General features: G+C 74.3%; 14 protein-coding genes. 7 read left to right on the top strand and 7 right to left on the bottom strand.

Annotated elements, in window-relative coordinates; all coding sequences use genetic code 11:
- Positions 1 to 63: 63 nt before the first annotated feature.
- From ACZ4VK_RS29490 to ACZ4VK_RS29465, 6 genes are all read right to left on the bottom strand, one after another.
- Complete coding sequence (locus tag ACZ4VK_RS29490) at positions 64 to 3,036, bottom strand: hypothetical protein (protein WP_468358514.1); 2,973 nt, start codon at positions 3,034 to 3,036, stop codon at positions 64 to 66.
- Between the two features lie 2 nt (positions 3,037 to 3,038).
- Positions 3,039 to 4,922: an HSP90 family protein gene (locus ACZ4VK_RS29485; protein ID WP_468358511.1), complete on the bottom strand. Its 1,884-nt coding sequence runs from the start codon at positions 4,920 to 4,922 to the stop codon at positions 3,039 to 3,041.
- Positions 4,923 to 5,104: 182 nt separating this feature from the next.
- Positions 5,105 to 6,091: a hypothetical protein gene (locus ACZ4VK_RS29480; RefSeq protein WP_468358508.1), complete on the bottom strand. Its 987-nt coding sequence runs from the start codon at positions 6,089 to 6,091 to the stop codon at positions 5,105 to 5,107.
- Positions 6,092 to 6,220: 129 nt separating this feature from the next.
- Positions 6,221 to 6,559: a hypothetical protein gene (locus ACZ4VK_RS29475; protein ID WP_468358505.1), complete on the bottom strand. Its 339-nt coding sequence runs from the start codon at positions 6,557 to 6,559 to the stop codon at positions 6,221 to 6,223.
- 90 nt (positions 6,560 to 6,649) lie between these two features.
- The gene (locus tag ACZ4VK_RS29470; protein WP_468358824.1) at positions 6,650 to 8,407 is read right to left on the bottom strand and encodes a bifunctional serine/threonine-protein kinase/glutamate ABC transporter substrate-binding protein; all 1,758 of its coding nucleotides are present in this window, start codon (positions 8,405 to 8,407) and stop codon (positions 6,650 to 6,652) included.
- Positions 8,408 to 8,585: 178 nt separating this feature from the next.
- On the bottom strand, positions 8,586 to 9,194 hold the full coding sequence (locus ACZ4VK_RS29465; RefSeq protein WP_468358503.1) for a class I SAM-dependent methyltransferase: 609 nt from the start codon (positions 9,192 to 9,194) through the stop codon (positions 8,586 to 8,588).
- Between the two features lie 151 nt (positions 9,195 to 9,345).
- Here ACZ4VK_RS29465 and ACZ4VK_RS29460 point away from each other — a divergent pair, with 151 nt between their 5' ends.
- The 5 genes from ACZ4VK_RS29460 to ACZ4VK_RS29440 all read left to right on the top strand — a co-directional run bounded on the left by ACZ4VK_RS29460 (position 9,346) and on the right by ACZ4VK_RS29440 (position 14,961).
- Positions 9,346 to 10,170, top strand: coding sequence for an MHYT domain-containing protein (locus ACZ4VK_RS29460; protein ID WP_468358500.1), 825 nt, complete (start codon positions 9,346 to 9,348; stop codon positions 10,168 to 10,170).
- A 74-nt stretch (positions 10,171 to 10,244) separates the two neighbouring features.
- Positions 10,245 to 13,499, top strand: coding sequence for a sensor histidine kinase (locus tag ACZ4VK_RS29455; RefSeq protein ID WP_468358497.1), 3,255 nt, complete (start codon positions 10,245 to 10,247; stop codon positions 13,497 to 13,499).
- Positions 13,496 to 13,930, top strand: a complete 435-nt coding sequence (locus ACZ4VK_RS29450) for a roadblock/LC7 domain-containing protein (protein WP_468358494.1) — start codon at positions 13,496 to 13,498, stop codon at positions 13,928 to 13,930. Before ACZ4VK_RS29455 ends, ACZ4VK_RS29450 begins: the two co-directional genes overlap by 4 nt.
- 13 nt (positions 13,931 to 13,943) lie before the next feature.
- Entirely contained in the window at positions 13,944 to 14,360 is a 417-nt protein-coding gene (locus ACZ4VK_RS29445; protein ID WP_468358491.1) for a DUF742 domain-containing protein, read from the top strand.
- Positions 14,341 to 14,961 (top strand): GTP-binding protein, encoded by a 621-nt coding sequence (locus ACZ4VK_RS29440; RefSeq protein WP_468358488.1) that lies wholly within the window; start codon positions 14,341 to 14,343, stop codon positions 14,959 to 14,961. Before ACZ4VK_RS29445 ends, ACZ4VK_RS29440 begins: the two co-directional genes overlap by 20 nt.
- A gap of 15 nt (positions 14,962 to 14,976) precedes the next feature.
- On the opposite strand, the gene ACZ4VK_RS29435 is transcribed toward ACZ4VK_RS29440, so the two are convergent.
- Positions 14,977 to 15,402: a PPOX class F420-dependent oxidoreductase gene (locus tag ACZ4VK_RS29435; protein WP_468358485.1), complete on the bottom strand. Its 426-nt coding sequence runs from the start codon at positions 15,400 to 15,402 to the stop codon at positions 14,977 to 14,979.
- Between the two features lie 166 nt (positions 15,403 to 15,568).
- On the opposite strand from ACZ4VK_RS29435, the gene ACZ4VK_RS29430 reads away from it, so the two are divergent.
- Positions 15,569 to 15,982 carry a roadblock/LC7 domain-containing protein gene (locus ACZ4VK_RS29430; protein WP_384105365.1) on the top strand — a complete coding sequence of 138 codons (414 nt, stop codon included), beginning with the start codon at positions 15,569 to 15,571 and terminating at the stop codon, positions 15,980 to 15,982.
- Between the two features lie 126 nt (positions 15,983 to 16,108).
- Positions 16,109 to 17,311, top strand: coding sequence for a DUF6397 family protein (locus ACZ4VK_RS29425; RefSeq protein ID WP_468358481.1), 1,203 nt, complete (start codon positions 16,109 to 16,111; stop codon positions 17,309 to 17,311).
- The last annotated feature ends 2 nt before the right edge of the window (positions 17,312 to 17,313 follow it).

The raw sequence follows: 17,313 nt of genomic DNA, 5'->3' as shown, positions 1-17,313 counted from the left end.
GCAAGCCTCCGTGTCTCCAGGGGGAGGCGTTCCACGCGCACGCGTGGCCGGGTCGGCCCGCCCCTACGCCTCGTCGCGCAGCCTGCCCGCCAGGGCGGTCAGCGGCTCGGCCTCCTCGGTGCGGCCGAGGGCGGTCAGTCGGGAGACCGCCGCGTCGACGCGGGCCAGGGCGGGGACGGGGCGTTCCAGATAGAGGCCCTCCACGGCACCCGCGAGCCGTACGCACTCGGCCCACTCGCCGGCGCGGTCGTCCTCAGGGCCCGGCTCACCGAGCAGGGCGAGGGCCTTCTCCAGGGCGGCCAGGGCGTCCTCGTACTCACCGGCGAAGGCGTTCACGCGTCCGTACTCGTAGGCCAGGGCGGTGTCCAGCGAACGGCCGTGGGCCTCGTACGCGGCGGCACGGGCCTCGTCGGCGACCCTGCCGGCGTCGGCGAGGAAGGCGAGGGCGCCCGGCAGGCCTTCGGGGCCGCCCTGCTGAGCCTGGAGGCGGGCCAGTTCGCGCAGGCAGTTGCTGAGCTGCTCGTAGCGCGGGGCCCTGGCGTGGGCGGCGAGTGCCTGGTCCACGACCTCACGGGCCCGGCCGAAGTCGCCGGACTCACCGAGGAGCGTGGCCGTCTCCCCGGCGATCATGGCGTGGCTTCCCGGGTCGTCGTCCCAGCCGGCCGACTCGGCAGCGAGGGCGACGAACTCCGCCGTGGCCGCCTTCAGGTCCTCCCCGGCGTGCAGCGCGCGGGCGCGGGTCAGGCGCAGCTGGGCGACGAGCCGGTCGTCCAGCTCCCCGGCGGCGACGTCCGGTTCCGCGAGGAGCGAGTCGAGCAGGGCGATGCAGTCCTCGATCCGGCCCAGGTCCAGGCTGAGCTGGGCCGCGTTGCTGTAGGCGCAGAACGCGTCCGTACGGTTGCCCCGGCGCAGCCCGAGCTCGGCGGAGCGGGTCAGATGCCGCAGCGCCTCCTCCGGGCGGCCCAGGTGCATGCAGGCCTCGCCCAGGTCGCCGAGGAGCCGGGAGGAGTCGACCGAGTCGGCCGGCCAGTCGGCGGCCAGGCGCAGCCCCTCGGACAGGTCCGCGTGCGCGGACTCGGCGTCCCGCAGGCCGAGCTGGAGGCGGCCGCGCAGCATGAGCGTGCGCGGCAGGTGCCAGGCGGGACCGTGGGTCTTCAGCCGGTCGAGCAGGGCGTCGATCTCGGTGACCGCGCCGGGCAGGTCCCCGGACATGGCGTGGGTGCTGGCCCGCAGCAGCAGGGCGTGCGAGACCCCCACGGCGATGTCGTGCCGGCCGGCGAACGCCTGGAGCAGGTCCACCTCGGCGAAGACCGGAGCGACGTGCTCCTCGCTCCTCGACGTCTGCAGGCGCAGGCCGAGCGCGGTGGCCCGCATGCGCAGCAGACGGGCCTCCTGGTGCGGGGCGAGACCGGGCGTCTCCTCGTGCAGGCGGACCACGGCCTCGTGGGCGGCGGTGAACGCGTCTGCCTTCGCCTCCGGCCCGGCGGCCCCCTCCGCGGCGTCGTCCACGCCCTTGTCCACGCCCTTTTCCACGGCGATCTCGGCGGCGGTGAGCAGGGCGGCGGCGTGCTCGACCGCCGCGTCCCCCGGCTCCCCTGCGTCCTCGTGGAGACCCGCGGCCTCCTCGTACAGGGCGGCGGCGAGCTCGCGGTCGTCGTCGCCCAACCGGCTCGCCTCGTCGGCCAGCAGATCGGCGCGCAGCCGTACGAGCGACCCGACGGCCGGGTCGTCGGGGTGGACGTACTCCCGGGCGGTGACGAGGGCGCGCAGCCGTGCCCAGCAGGCCTGCCCGTCCGGGTGGCCCTGCACCTCCAGGGCCCGTGCCCGGACGATGAGTTCGGGCAGGGACTCGGGCTCGGACGCGGCCGAGCGGGCGGTCGGCGCGGTCACCGGAGCCGCCGGGGCCACGTCGTCGAGGCCGCGGGTGCGCAGGGTCAGTTCCAGCGCGTCGAGGAGCGGGGCGCGGTCGAGGCGGACCCTGCGGCGGTCGGTGTGGGCCGTGGTTCCGTTCCGCGCGTCGAAGCGGGCGGCGAGGTCGTCGGCGCGGTTGCGGACCTCGGCGCGCAGACCGGTCACCGTCCAGGTGCGGCCCGTGTATCCGGCGGCGGGAAGGCCGCCGTGACCGAGTTCCTCCACGCGCCGCAGGAGGACCTCCACGCCGGTGAGGAAGTCGAGCACGTCCAGCGGCGAGTCGACCTCCTCGAACAGGTTCCGGTTCTCCGCGAGCAGCTCGAGACCGCGTGCCTCGTTGCCGGTCAGCGCGCAGAACTCCAGGTGCCGGCCGACCTCACCGGACATCGAGGGATTGCGGCGGCAGGCGCGGTAGCCGGCGAGGTGCAGCTCCCGGGCCCGGTCCGCGCGACCGGTGCGCAGCAGGGGCAGCAGCGCGTACGAGACGGAGCGGGCCGGCTCCTCCTGGCAGGACTCCGTCCCGGCGAGTACGGGCTCCCAGCCGCGCAGCGCCCGTTCGTCGTCGCCCGCCGCGAGGTGGTAGAGGGCGCGCTCGCAGATCTCACAGGCCTCGCAGTCGCTCAGCCGGGTACGGGTGCGGCCCGCCCACAGCTCGTACGCCAGGGTCGTGTCCTCACCGCGGTGAGCGGCCAGCTGGTACGCCTGTCCGTAGGAGGGCTGGAGGCCGAGGCCGGCCCGCTCGTACCGGTCGCGCATCTCCGTGAGCCACTGGCGCAGGCTGGTCAGCGGAACCTCGGGCAGCGCGCGCAGGGCGTTGGCCACCCACTTGAACCGCCAGAACAGGGTGTGGCGCATCCGCTCGTCGAAGACGTCGGGCTGCTCGTCGAAGAGGGTCAGCAGCCGGGCGAAGACGACGGGCGACTTCCGGGGTTCGGAGCCGTAGGTGTACGCCTCCTGGAGTTCGAACAGCGCGTGGACGAGCGGTACGGGCTCCGCGAACTGCTCGGCGGCGTCGACCAGTTCCTCGGCGGTGACGGTCCGGGTACGGCCGTAGGGGCGCTGGTCGTTCTCCTTGAGCGCCTGGTACAGCTCGTCCGTGCTCTGGGGATGGGGTGCGGTCGGCATCGTCAGCTGTCCTTGCGGAGGGCGTGGGCGAGAAGATCGAGGAATGAGCGGTTGATGAGGCTCGACTCGGCGGGCCTCAGCGGCCGCCGGGACAGCAGCGCGGCCTGCCCGTAGAGGGCTTCGGCGCTGGTGCGCGCCAGCTCGGGCTCGTCGATGGCGACGGCGGTGCGGACCAGCGGGTTCAGCTGGTTGAGGATCAGCTGGGCCCGCGGGGCCTCCTGGCGCAGGGCGCCGAGGATGTCGCCCCACAGACCGCCCTCCTGCTCACGGGCGAGCTGGGAGCGGGTGCGCTCGTGCCGGGCCTCGCGGCTGTCGACGAGGAGGGCGGGGGCCGAGGCGGGCTGGAAGGTGCGGAGCGCGACGTCGCAGTCGAAGACGGCGAGGGCGTCGCGCGCGAGCGCGAGATAGGCCGCGGCGGCCAGCTCCGTCTCCCGGTCGACGGGGTCCAGATGGGCGGTGATGGTCGCCGGGTCGAGGTCGGCGACATTGGCCTCGGGGCGGATCTCGGGCAGCCGGTGGACCAGCTCGCGGTCGTAGGTGTAACCGCCGTTGACGACGCCGAGCCCGGCGGCCGAGGCGATCGCCGCGACCTGCCGGAACTCCTCCACGCTCGACGTCACGAGCACCGTGCGGTGGGTGCGCGCGAACTCGTCCAGGGTGGTGTGCCCGTCGGTGGTCTCGAACGGCAGCCAGGGCAGCAGCATCCGAAGGATCTCGTCGTCGTGCACCGCGAGCGACTTCACGGCCAGGTGGTGGGCCTGGAGGAAGCGGGCGAGCAGGTCCGGATCGCTGGCGGCGGCCCGGGCGATCCATCCGCGCAGCCGCTCGGCGAGGGCGTCGCGGACGGCGGCGAGCGTGTCGTCCTCGTACAGGGACTCGCGGGACGCCGTCGGGCGGAGGCTCTCGGCATCGACGACGCAGCGCACGAAGAACGCCCACTCGGGCAGGATCTCCGCGGCCTGCTCCGAAAGGAGCATGCCCTTGACGTGCACGCGGTGGCCGTGTCGGCGCCCGGCCGGCACCGTCTCGGGCAGCACGCACGCGATGCCCTTCAGACCGACGGCCGGCAGGTCCAGCTCGATGGTGTCCAGAGGCGCGAACCCGAAGACCTCCTCGCCGTACGCGGCCAACGCGCGCGAGCGGGAGCCCGGGGTGGGGTACGTACGCGTCCAGGGCGCGGGCTCGGGGTTGACGGGCACGCCGGGGCCGCCCGTGCCGTCGTCGAAGGTCACCGGGTGGCGCAGCAGGGAGCCGAAGTGCCGGGCAAGCGCGTGCACCTGCGCCGGTTTGGTCCACTCGCCCGCGTCGGCGCGCGGCGTCAGCGTGACGGTGGTGCCGGGCCGGGGACGGGCGGAGGCGGGCAGGGTGCGGACGGTGTAGCTGCCGTCGCCGCGGCCGCGCCACTCCACGGCGGGTGCGTCGGGGGTCCGGGCGGAGCGGCTCAGGACGTGGATCTCGTCCGCGACCAGGAAGCAGGAGAGCAGGCCGATGCCGAACTGGCCGATGAAGTCGCCGCGCTGCTCGGTGATCCCTCCCCAGCCTCGTACGGGCTCGGCAGCGGAGGCCTCCAGGGCGCGCTTGCTGCTGCGGCCGATGGTGGCGAGGAAGGTGTGCACGTCGGCCTCGGTGAGACCGACGCCGTCGTCCTCGACGCGTACCGCCGAGCCGTCGGCGTGCAGACGGATGCCGAAGGCGTCGGCGGGGGCACCCGGTTCGAGACCGTGCCGGGCGGTGAGCGCGTCCACCGCGTTCTGCAGGAGTTCGCGCAGGTAGACGCGAGGGCTGGAGTAGAGGTGGTGGGAGAGGAGGTCGACGAGGCCGCGCAGATCCACCTGGAAGGTGCGGTCGGCGCCGGCCGGGGTCGCGGCGGTGTCGGAAGAAGTCATCGAGGCAGTCCGGGGTGGGAGAAGCGGCGGGTTGCGTGGGGGCCGGGCGGCATCGCGCTCGGGCGCGCCGGTGGTGGCGGGCGAGGCGTTCCGGCGGGCCGGTGGTGGCGGGCGAGGCGTTCGGGCACGCCCGTGGTGGTGGGAGAGGTGTTCAGGCGCGCAGGTGGTGATCGGCGAGACGTTCAGGCGCGCCGGTGGTGGCGGGTGAACTCCTTCTCGGGCTCCGCGAAGTAGGTCCAGGGCCAACTGGTGTAGGCACCGTCGAGCGCCTGGAACACACGCCGGACCGTGTGCCGTTCACCGGCCAGCGACAGGGCCATGGCGAACATGTTGAAGTCGTACTGCCAGCCCGGACGCCGTACGTAGGCGGGGTGGAGGATGCTGTGGTCGGCCGCGGCCCGCAGCTCGGCCTGGATCGCCGGGTCCACGAGGCAGTCCTCCTGGTCCGACTCGACCCAGTCCTCGATGTGCGCCATGGCGATCACACAGCCGAGCCGGTGCCCCTGCGGCGCGCGGGCCGACGCGTCCCGCGCGAACGCCATGGCCCGGCCGGGCTCGCCGCCCCAGCGGGGCTGCAGCTGCGACACCCACTCGAAGTGGCTCTCCACGTCCAGCGGGTCGCGGCGCAGCGCCGCGTCGAGCCGGGTCTCGTTGATCGCGGGGCCCAGCGACATGCCACGACCGGAGGTGAGGAGACGGCGCCACGGCGTGACCCACTCCGGCCGTGCCTCCGCGGCTTCGAGGAGCTGCTCCTCGGCGATGTGGAGCCGTTCGCGGAAGACCCGCCACTGCTCCTGCGTGACGTTCGCGGCACGCGCGGCGGTGCGCGCCTCCCAGCCCCAGGTGATGTGGCGCGCCCCGGAGATCAGGAGGGCGGTCGCCCGGTGTTCCTTGTCCTCCTCGACGGCACGGCCGATCCAGTCCTGCACCCCGTCCATGTCGGCGAGCTCGCCCAGGACATGGTGGTCGCGGCCGAGGTCGAAGGGGGCAAGGGCCTCCTTGACGGCCTCCCACTCACCCGCGTCGGCCGCCTCCACCAGGGCGAGGACCCGCGTGTCCCCGAGCGCGCGCAAGGTGTACACGCCGTTCCTCCGCCTGCGCGGGACGGGAAGGGCGTACGGATCCGCCGCCGGTCTCTCCGCACCCCTGCCGAACACCCTGCCGAACATCGCCGCGCCCTCCCCAGGCCCCGTGTATGAGTCCGGTGCAGCATAAGCGGGCCCACCGACACCGTTTCCACCGGGTTTCCACGGTTGCTTCACCCGTCGGGACGCGGGCCGGATCGTCCGGCAGGGGCCTCAGGCGTCACCCGCCGGCCGTTCCGCCCGGCCGTCCCTGAGGCCGAGCAGCGACCGGGCCACCGCGGTCGGCGACTCGTTTCTCTCCCGGGCCAGGGTGAGAACGGCCCGGCAGGCCAGCTCGTTGACGCCGAACGACAGCATGCCGGGGGAGACCCGGCCCGCCGCCTCCTCCGCCCGGGCCGCGTCGTCCTCGGCGCACGCGGCCACGTAGTCCGCCGCCGCCTCGAACAGGTTGTGCCCCTGCCGGGGCCGTGGTGGCGCCGCCGGTGGGGTGGCCTCGGGCGCCCGCCGGGCGGAGGGCAGCAGCCTGCGCAGTCTTTCCGGAATCCGTGCCACGCCGCACCGCCTCTCCCGGGCACGACTGCCCGGTACGCCCACCGTAGACAGTGAAGTGCCGGGACAGAAGGGTGCGTTGACCTGGAGTGGTCAGGAAGACGCGCCGGACACGGCGGACCAGTCGCGGGCCGGGGGAGTGGCCGTCCTCAGGAGCGGGAGGTTCTTCTCGACGGCCTGCTGCCAGGAGCCGTCGGCGACCATCTGGTCGAGCGCGGTCTGCACCTTGTTCCGCAGAGGGCTGCCCTTCTTGAGGCCGACGCCGTAGGGCTCGTCGCTGACGCGGAACCCGGCGAGCCTGAACCGCCCCTCGGACCCGTCCTGAGCGGCGATGCCGGCCAGCAACGCGTCGTCGGTGGTGACGGCGTCGACGGCGCCCGAGGCCAGGTCGTCGACACAGCGCGCGTGACTGTCGCGCGTCACGACGTTCGCCTGGGGCGCGAGTCGCGTACGGATCAGGAGCGCGGAACTGGAGCCGGTGGCCGCGCACACCTTCCTGCCGTTGAGATCCGCCGGACTCCTGACGGAGGTGTCGTCGGTCCGGAGCAGGACGTCCTGATGGGCCGTGAAGTAGGGCCCGGCGAAGTCGATCGTCGTCTTCCGCTTGAGGTTCATCGTGTACGTGGCGACGACGAGGTCGACGCCACCGCTGGTGAGGAGGGACTCGCGGGCGGAGCTCGCGGCCTCCTTCCAGGTGACCTCGGCCGGATCATGGCCGAGCGCGCGGGCGATGTAGGTGGCCACGTCGACGTCGAGGCCCGCGTACGTGCCGTCCGGCTCCTTCCAGCCCAGACCGGGCTGGTCGGACTTGATCCCGATGGTGATCCCGCCGCCGCCGGACGGGGGCGCCGTCGACGTACCCGTCGCAGGGGAGGAGGAGGCCTGTTCGCTCGGCTTGTCCGCGGTGCGGTCGCCTTCGCCACCCTCCTTCCCACCGAGGGGGAGGGTCCAGACGAGCACGCCGCTCAGCGCGACGGCGGCCGCCGCGGCGGCGTACACCCCGGTGCGAGAGGTGCGCGTCGCGGGCGGTCGCGCCGGGACCGCGTCCCGCGGCTCGTCGTCGGCGGCCCGAGCCTCGGTCCGCGCCTCCGCCTCGGCCCCCGCGAGCAGCAGGTCCAGTGCCTCGGCGTCAGGGCGCGCCCCCGGATCGCGTACCAGGACGTCCGTGAGGACGCGCGTCAGCGGTCCGGCGCGCAGCGGAGGCGGCACGTCCTCGCCGAGCACGGCCGCGAGTGTGGCGAGGGTGTTGGCCCGGCGCAGCGGGTGCCGGCCCTCCACCGCGACGTACAGCGTCATCGCCAGCGACCAGAGGTCGGCGGCCGGCCCGCCCTCCTCGCCGCTGACGCGTTCGGGCGCCATGTAGTCGGGGGTGCCGATGATCGAGCCGGCGGCGGTGAGGGCGGTGGCCCCGTGCATCGCCGCGATGCCGAAGTCGGTGAGGACGGGGCTGCCGTCCGGCCGGAGCAGGACGTTCGCGGGCTTGATGTCCCGGTGCTGGATGCCCGCCGCGTGGGCGGCCCGCAGCCCCGCCAGGATCCCCCGTCCCAGGGTGGCGGCCTCGCCGGGGCTGAGCGTTCCCCGGTCGAGCCGGTCCTGGAGCGAGCCGCCGGCGACCAGCTCCATGACGAGCCAGGGATACGAGTCCCCGCCGCCGTCCACGATGTGATGGATGGTCACCACCCGGGGATGCGCCACGCGCGCGAGTGCCCGCGCCTCGCGCAGTACCCGGCTCCTGAGCTCCCGGGCGCCCTCGGGGTCGTACGCGGCCATGGCCGGATCCGGCGGGCGCACCTCCTTGAGGGCCACCTCGCGGTGGAGTACGAGGTCCCGCGCTCTCCACACGGTCCCCATCCCGCCCCCGCCGAGCCGGGCCACCAGCTCGAACCGACCGTCGACCACCCGTGTCACCCACAGCCCCCTGACCCCGGAACGGCCCCGGCAGGGACCGGTCAGTCCCGCGGTGTCAGCCGTCACGCCGCCCCGACTCTGCCATATCCACGGCGTGCTCCCGGCCGGAAGCCGTGCGGCCTCAGCCCTCTCGGACAGCCATGGCCAGATATCGCGTGTCCTCGTCGACGTAGCTGACGAGCCGCCAGCCCGCTTCGGCGAGCACGAGGCGCAGCCGGGGCTCGGCGCGCAGGTCGTCCGGTGTGACCTCCCGGCCGTGGCGGGCCGCGAGGGCGGCTCGGCCGATCGGGTGGAAGAGGGCGAGCCGGCCGCCGGGCCGTACGACCCGGGCGAGTTCGCGGAGGCCCGCGACGGGGTCCGCGAGGTGCGAGATGAGCCCCGCCCCGAAGACGGCGTCCAGGGCGCCGTCGCGCACCGGCAGGCGGCCGACGTCGGCGAGGAGCAGCGCCGCGGTGCCGGCCGTTCCGCCGCGCCCGGCGCGGAGCGCCCGTTCGAGCATCTCGGGCGTGAGGTCGGCGCCGAGCACGGTCCCCGACGGGCCGACGGCGGCACGGAGCGGCGGCAGGGCCCGCCCGGTCCCGCAGCCGGCGTCGAGGACGGCGTCGCCGGGGTGCAGGCCCACCTCGGCGACGGCCGCCGCGTAGGCGGGACCGTCGTCGGGGAACCGGCTGTCCCAGTCCGCGGCTCGGGCACCGAAGAACTCTCGGACGTGTGTGGGGTCGTCGCTCATGCGCTCATGATTCCGTACTCGGAGGGGTGAACGTTCTGTGTGCACGTTCGAGCCCGGCGCGATCGTTCGGGACCATCTCTCTGTCATATTCCATCAGCTTTCGAAATGCGCCCCCGGTGCGCCCCCCTCTGCGCACTAGCGTCCGTGAGCCATGGGACACCTGGACCACGCCACCTTCGGCTGGCTGACACCTGCACTGTCGTACGCGATGGCCTGCGTCGGCGCCGCCCTCGGGCTGCGCTGCACGGTACGAGCGCTCGACGCGACCGGCCGCTCGCGGCGGAACTGGCTGCTCACCGCGGCCTCCGCCCTCGGCACCGGCATCTGGACGATGCACTTCGTGGCGATGCTCGGCTTCGGCGTGACCGGCACCGACATCCGCTACGACGTACCGCTCACCCTCCTCAGCCTCGTCATCGCCATGGCTGTCGTGGGCGTCGGCGTGTTCGCCGTCGGCTACGGACGCGACCGGGTCCGCTCGCTCCTGATCGGCGGTCTGACCACGGGCATCGGCGTGGCGAGCATGCACTACCTGGGCATGGCGGCACTCCGGCTCCACGGCGAGGTCCGCTACGACCCCGTACTCGTCGGCCTCTCGGTCCTCATCGCCGTCGTCGCCGCCACGGCGGCCCTGTGGGCGGCCCTCCACATCCACTCGCCCGCGGCCGTGGCCGTCGCGTCGCTCGTGATGGGCGCGGCCGTCAGCAGCATGCACTACACGGGCATGTTCGCCGTGCGGGTGGATGTGGTCCCCTCCGGAGCGCCCCTGCCGGGCGCCACGGTCATGCAGTTCATCTTCCCGCTCGCCGTCGGCCTCGGCTCGTACCTCTTCATCACCTCCGCCTTCGTCGCCCTCTCCCCGACCGCCGGGGAACGGGCCGCCTACGCCTCCGCCGGGCGCCTCACCGAGCCGGACGAGCGCGCCGTGGACGTGGCACCGCCCGGCTTCCGCACCGCCCGTACGCCCATGAACTGATCCCGCTCCGCCAGCCCCACCCCTTCCGCGGGACCCACCGAACCCCTGACAGCCGCAGCCGGAACGAGGAGGCCATGCGAACTCCCCGCAAGACCAAGGACGCCGAGGCGGCGGCGCCGCCGACGGGGGCCGCACGCGGGCGGCGCGCACACGCCGGGCGGCCCGCCGAGGAGCCGGGGGAACCCACCCCCGAGGCCCTTCCGCGCGCCGGACGGACGGCCAGCGGACGGACGGCGACCGGACAGGCGCCCACGGGGCGGACGGTCGCCGCCGACGCGCACCCGGCGCCGCCCGCCGCCCGCCGGAACCGCCCGGTACGTCACGGCCTCCGGCCCCGTACCGTCCGCGCCAAGATCGTCTCGCTCCTGATGGTCCCGGTCGTCTCGCTCCTCGCCCTGTGGGGATTCGCCACCGTCACCACCGCCCAGGACGTCGCCCGGCTCCGCCAGCTCCAGCGCGTCGACGCCGAGATCCGTGAGCCCGTGACGGCCGCCCGCACCGCCCTCCAGGCCGAACGGCGCGCCGCCGTACGGCAGGCGGCAGCCCCCGGCGCCACCCGGGCCGCCGAGCTCGAGGACCGGATCCGCCGCACGGACGAGGCCGTCGACCGGCTCCGCCTGGACGACACCCACACCGTCGGCGACACCGGGGACCTGCCCGGCGACGTCGGCGACCGGGTGGGCGTGTTCGTCGGGAAGGTCGAGGGCCTCGCCCGGCTCCGTACCGCCGCCGTCGACGGGCGGGCCGACGGCGACCAGCTGTACGAGGAGTACACCGCGGCCGTCTCCGCCGCCTTCGCCGTCGGCGGCGCCCTCACCGGCATCCAGGACACCCGGCAGGGATCCGACGCGCGCGTGCTCCTCGAATTCGGCAGGGCCGGCGAGATGCTGTCCCGCGAGGACGCCCTCCTCACCTCCGCCCACCTCGACGGCCGTCTCCCCGAGCACCGGCTCCGCGCCTTCTCCGGAGCCGTCGAGACCCGACGAACCCTCATCGCGTCGGCCACCGCCGACCTGCCGGCCGCCGAGCGCGCCGCGTGGACCCGGCTCGCCGAGGGCGGGGACCACACCCGGCTCACCCGGGCGGAGGACCTGATCCGCACCGCGAGCCCGGGGCGAGCCGCCGCCCAGGTGGTCACCTCCGCGGACTGGGACGCCACCCTCACCGCCGTGGGCAGCGGACTCGCCGCGATCGAGACCGACGCGCGCACCGCCGCGGCCGACCGGGCCGACCCCTTCGCCGGCGGTGTCCTCAGCGCGGGCGGCGCCGCGGTGGTCCTCGGCCTCGCGGCCGTCGCCGCCTCCCTCGTCATCTCCGTACGCATCGGCCGCGGCCTCGTCATCGAACTCGTCAGCCTCCGCAACACCGCCCTCGGCATCGCACGCGGCAAACTCCCCGCCGCCATGCGCCGGCTGCGCGCCGGAGAGGAGATCGACGTCCTGGCCGAGGCCCCGCCGGCACCCGTTTCCCAGGACGAGATCGGACAGGTCGGCGAAGCCCTCACGACCGTGCACCGCGCGGCCCTCTCCGCCGCCGTCGAACGCGCCGAACTCGCCAGCGGCATCTCCGGCGTCTTCGTCAACCTCGCCCGGCGGAGCCAGGTCCTCGTCCACCGCCAGCTCAACCTCCTGGACAGCATGGAACGGCGCGCCGACGACCCCGACGAACTCGGCGACCTCTTCCGGCTCGACCACCTCACCACCCGGATGCGCCGCCACGCCGAGAGCCTCATCATCCTCTCGGGCGCCGCTCCCGGCCGCGCCTGGCGCATGCCCGTCCCCCTCACCAACGTCGTCCGCGCCGCCGTCTCCGAAATCGAGGACTACGCGCGCGTGGAGGTCCGCCGGCTCCCCGAGACGGCCGTCGTCGGCGGCGCCGTCGCCGACCTCACCCACCTCCTGGCCGAACTCATCGAGAACGCCGCCCAGTTCTCCCCGCCCCACACCAAGGTGCGCGTCAGCGGCGAGCCCGTCGGCAACGGATACGTCCTGGAGATCGAGGACCGGGGACTCGGCATGGGCAAGGAGACCCTCGCAGAGGCCAACGCCCGCATCGCCCAGTCCGAGGCCCTCGACCTCTTCGACAGCGACCGGCTCGGCCTCTTCGTGGTCAGCCGGCTCTCCTCCCGCCACGACATCAAGGTCCACCTGCGGACCTCCCCTTACGGCGGCACGACGGCCGTGGTCCTGCTCCCGACGGACCTCCTCCAGGGTGCGCTGCCGCCGGGCCGCGTCACACCGGCGACCGGGCAAGGACCCGACACCGGCCACGCCGCACCGCCGCACGCGCGCGATCCCCGTACGGCCGCCCCCGACGGCAGCCGGAGCGCCGACAACCGTCCGAGCGTCCACGACCGCCGGAGCGGCGACGAGCACGGAAGCGTCGAAGAGCGGGGCCCCGACGGCGTCGGCCGCGACCGGTCCGGCGACGATCGGTGCGGTACCGACGGGTTCGACCGCGACCGGTCCGGCGGCGAGCGGTTCGGGGCCGGCCGATGGGGCCACGAGCGGTCCGGTGACGAGCGGTTCGGTGCCGGCCGGCGTACGGACGGCTCGCGTGCCGCACGCGAGCGCGAGGAGGCGCACCGCGCCGAAGCCCGCCGCTTCGGCCGCCCGGGACAGGCCGGTCCGCCCGGCCCCGTCGGCCCCGCCCCCGCGGGACCCGCCCCCACCGGCCCACCGTTCGGGGGATCCGCGCCCACCGGATCCGCACCGGAGCCCCACCGCACCGCCCCGCGACCGCCCGCCGGCGCGCGGCCGGGAGACCCGACCCAGGTGACCGGCGGACCTCGGCCACCGGCCCCGCCGACCTCCCGGCCCCGTCCGCTGCCACGCCCCACGGCCGTCCCCGCGCTCGCCGCGCCTCCGGAGCCCGGGCCGCCGCCCGCCGGGGTCACCGAGCTGCGCCGCCGCGGTCCCTCCGTACCGCCGACACATCGACAGGAGCCGCCCGGCACCCCCGCCGGACACGGGGACCCCGAGGCCGAACTGCCCCGTCGCGTACGGCAGGCCAGCCTCGTCCCGCAGCTGCGCGAGGCACCCGCTCCCGCACCGGCCGTCGTGCCGCCCGCGCCCGGCGCGGACGCCCGCACCCCGGAGCGGGTACGGGAGCGGATGACGGCCTACCGGGACGGCTGGCAACGCGGCGGAGGCGCGGCCCCCGGCACCAGGCGTCCACTCGGAACCGGCTTCGACGGCGACCCCGGTACGGACCCCTCCGCCCGGCCGCGTACGGACTCCCGTACCGAGACCGGCGGCGGAACCGGCCACGAGCTCGGCCATGCCACGACCCCCCTCGACGACCCACGTTCCGAAGGAGACCACGCATGATCGACCACGAGAGGATCTCCCACCACCGGTCCGGCGAGCTCGACTGGCTCCTCGACGACCTCGTCACGCGGGTCCGCGAGGTCCGCCACACCGTGGTGCTCTCCAACGACGGACTCGCCGTCGGCGCCTCCAGCGGACTCAGCCGCGAGGACGCCGAACACCTGGCCGCCATCGCCTCCGGTTTCCACAGCCTCGCCAAGGGCGCCGGACGGCAGTTCCACACCGGCGGCGTCCGTCAGACCATGGTCGAGATGGACGACGGCTTCCTCTTCGTCGCCGCCGCCGGTGACGGATCCTGCCTCGCCGTCCTCAGCTCGGTGAACGCCGACATCGGTCTCATCGCCTACGAGATGGCCCGCCTCGTCAAGCGCGTCGGCGAGCACCTGCACACCCCGCCACGGCTCACGGTGACCCCGCCGGCCACCGGCTGACCCGGAGAGACCCATGAACCAGGACAGCACCGGCGACGGCCCGACCCTGCCGGGCAGTCAGTGGTACGACGCCGACGCCGGACCGCTCGTGCGTCCGTACGCGATGACCGGCGGACGGACCAAGCCGGGGCCCAGCAACGTGAGGTTCGACCTCATCGCCCTCGTCGTCGTGGACGACGACCCGCCCGGACCGGCCGAGGAATCGCTCCTCGGCCCCGAACACCGTTCCCTGCTCGCCCTGTGCCGGGCCGAGACCCAGTCGGTGGCCGAACTCTCCGCCGACGCCGACCTGCCCGTCGGCGTCGTCAGGGTCCTCCTCGGCGACCTCCTCGAATCGGGCTTCGTACGCGTCAGCAGACCCGTACCGCCCGCACAGCTCCCTGACGAAAGAATCCTGAGGGAAGTAATCGATGGCCTACGAGCGCTCTGACAGCGGCGGCGCGGACGACGGCGGCGCGGACACCACCGCCCTCGCCCTGAAGATCCTGGTCGCCGGTGGATTCGGCGTGGGCAAGACCACCCTCGTCGGCGCGGTCAGCGAGATCCGGCCGCTGCGCACCGAGGAACGGCTCAGCCGTGCCGGGGAGTTCGTCGACGACACCGGAGGAGTCGACCAGAAGACCACCACGACCGTGGCCATGGACTTCGGTCGCATCACCATCCGCTCCGGGCTCTCCCTCTACCTCTTCGGGACGCCCGGCCAGGACCGGTTCTGGTTCCTCTGGGACGAGCTGTCACAGGGCGCGCTCGGGGCGGTCGTCCTCGCCGACACGCGGCGGCTCGAGGACTGCTTCCCCGCGGTCGACTACTTCGAGCACCGGAAGATCCCCTTCGTGGTCGCCGTCAACTGCTTCACGGGCGCGCGTACGTACGGCGCCGCGGACGTCTCCCGCGCCCTCGACCTGGACCGCGGCACGCCCGTCGTGCTGTGCGACGCGCGCGACCGCGACTCCGGGAAGGAAGTGCTCATCCGCCTGGTCGAGTACGCCGGCCGGATGCACACCGCCCGGCTCCTCGACACCGTCGGCTGAGCCGCAGGACGGCTCCTACGCGGACACACCGCCCTCGGCGATCACCTTGTGGATGCGCACCCGGACGAGGAGCTCGCCCGGGACCGCGTTGCGCTCGCCGAACTCGTCCGCGCGGTCCTCACCCATGTAGCGCCCGCCGATACGGCCGGCCCAGTGACGCAACGCGGCCGGATCCTCGTCGAGTTCGACGACTCCGGTCAGTGAGACGAACGCGAAGGGAGGGGTGTCGTCGTCGACGCACAGGGAGACCCGCCCGTCGCGAGCGAGGTTGCGGCCCTTCACCGTGTCCTTGCCGGTGGTGAACACGACGTCGTCGCCGTCCAGCAGAAACCAGACCGGAACGACGTGCGGACTGCCGTCGTCGCGGACGGTCGCCAGCTTGCCGGTACGGGTCCCCGCGGACACGAAGGCCCGCCACTGATCATCGGTCATCCTCGTCATGCCCCCATCGTGCGGCACGCGCGGGCGTGGTGCAGTGCTTGCCCTGTCCACGACAGTGCGTAAGGCTTGCGGGGATACGGCGACACGGCGGACCACGGCGGCACGGGACCACAGGACCAGGGGAATCCGGCCGGCGGGGACGCACCACCCAGGGGGAGGACCACTGATGGCGTTGGACAAGGAACTCGACTGGCTGCTCGACGACCTGACCCAGCGGGTCGGATTCATACGGCACGCGCTGGTGCTGTCGAACGACGGCCTCGTGACCGGCGCGAGCAGCGGGCTCGCACGCGAGGACGCCGAACACCTGGCTGCCGTCTCGTCCGGTCTGCACAGCCTCGCCCGGGGATCGGGCCGGCACTTCCGGGCGGGCAGGGCGCGGCAGACGATGGTGGAGTTCGACGAGGCACTGCTCTTCGTGACGGCCGCGGGCGAGGGAAGCTGCCTGTGCGTCCTGAGCGCGGCCGAGGCGGACGTCGGTCAGGTGGCGTACGAGATGACGCTGCTGGTCAACCGCGTCGGAGAACACCTCGGCGTGGCGGCTCGGCAGCCGGGCCGCCCGGGCGGCGGGGTGCTCTGAGGCCCTGGTTGTCCACAGGCAGTTATCCACAGCTCGTGCGGGTGTCGTCACTGTGCGTTACGTTCTCGGTGGGGCGGAACAAACCGCGCCACGAGGAACCACGGACGTACGGGGGAGGGTCACGGCATGACGGTGGACGAGGGGACGCGCACGGTGACACAGGGGCGGGCCGCGCAGGAACTGGAACTGAGGCGCGATGAGTTCCGGCTCGCGGTCCAGCTCGGCCTGGTGAGGACGGTGCCGGTGGGAGGCGGCGGCGGACAGCGGCGGATCGAGCGGTCCGAGATCGACCGTCTCAGGGCCGCACCGGACTTCCCGGCCGGTCTGCGAGAACGGGTGCGCGCGGTCGGAACCGGGGAGGCCGCCGCACTCCTTGAGATCACCCCGGACCGGTTCACCAGGCTGGCCAGGACCGGACACGTCAACCCGGTGCGGTTCTCCCTGAACCGCTACCGGGCGGTGGTGTGGACGTATCTCGCCGAGGAGGTCGCCGAGTTCGGCCTCACCTGCCCGGCGCTGCTCACCGGCCGGCTGCCCCTGGACCTTCGCGAACGCCTGGACGCCCGTGAGGACCTGCGGCCCAGGAACTGGCGGGCACGGCGACTCACCGTACTGCTCCGCACCGCCGACGGCCCCTGGGCACGAGCCGCGGCCATCGCCTCGCTGCTCGACCCGGTGCAGGTCGCCGAGGTCGTCGACGATCCCTACGAGCGCCTGCACCTCGACCGGCTTCGGCCGGCGCCACCGCCCGGGATGCCGGTGGGCGCCGCCGCACGGGAGATCGCCGAGCGGCTCACCCGGGCCGACGACCCGGACGAGATCCTCTGGCAGCGGATGAGCCTGGCGCTTGCCCTGGACGAGGCGCGCGCCGAGCGACCGGCTCCGTATCCCGGCGAGACCGGTGCGGCCGTGCCGGGTGGCGCGGCGGAGGCGTGGGCCGGTGGCCTGACAGCGATGGCGCCAGGGCCGCGAGTCCTGACCCTGACGCCCGCGTCCGCCCTCCGGCCCACACCTGCCGTATGGCCGGAGCCTGCCGCACGGCCTGCACGTGCTGTACAGCCGGAGCCTGCCGCACGGCCTGGGCCTGCCGTACGGCCCGCACCTGCCCTCAGGTCCGTGCCGTCAGCGCAGCCCGGGGCCGAGGTTCCATCCGCGCCGCCGCTCCCGGCCTCGCCGCCGACGGCCCTACCGGCCCCGGCGGGGCGTCCGGAGGGGGCCGATCGTCCGCCGGGTCGGGTGGCACGCACCAGGCTTCTCGACCGGTTCCGCCGCAGGAGGGCGGAGGCCGGGCGGGGCGGCGGACGGAGGCGTTCGGCGTCCTGGCCCTGACA

The sequence above is a fragment of the Streptomyces sp. NPDC028711 genome (assembly GCF_055565415.1).
Note: the sequence above shows the minus strand (reverse complement) of the source record. Positions and strands in the feature narration are given on the sequence as shown.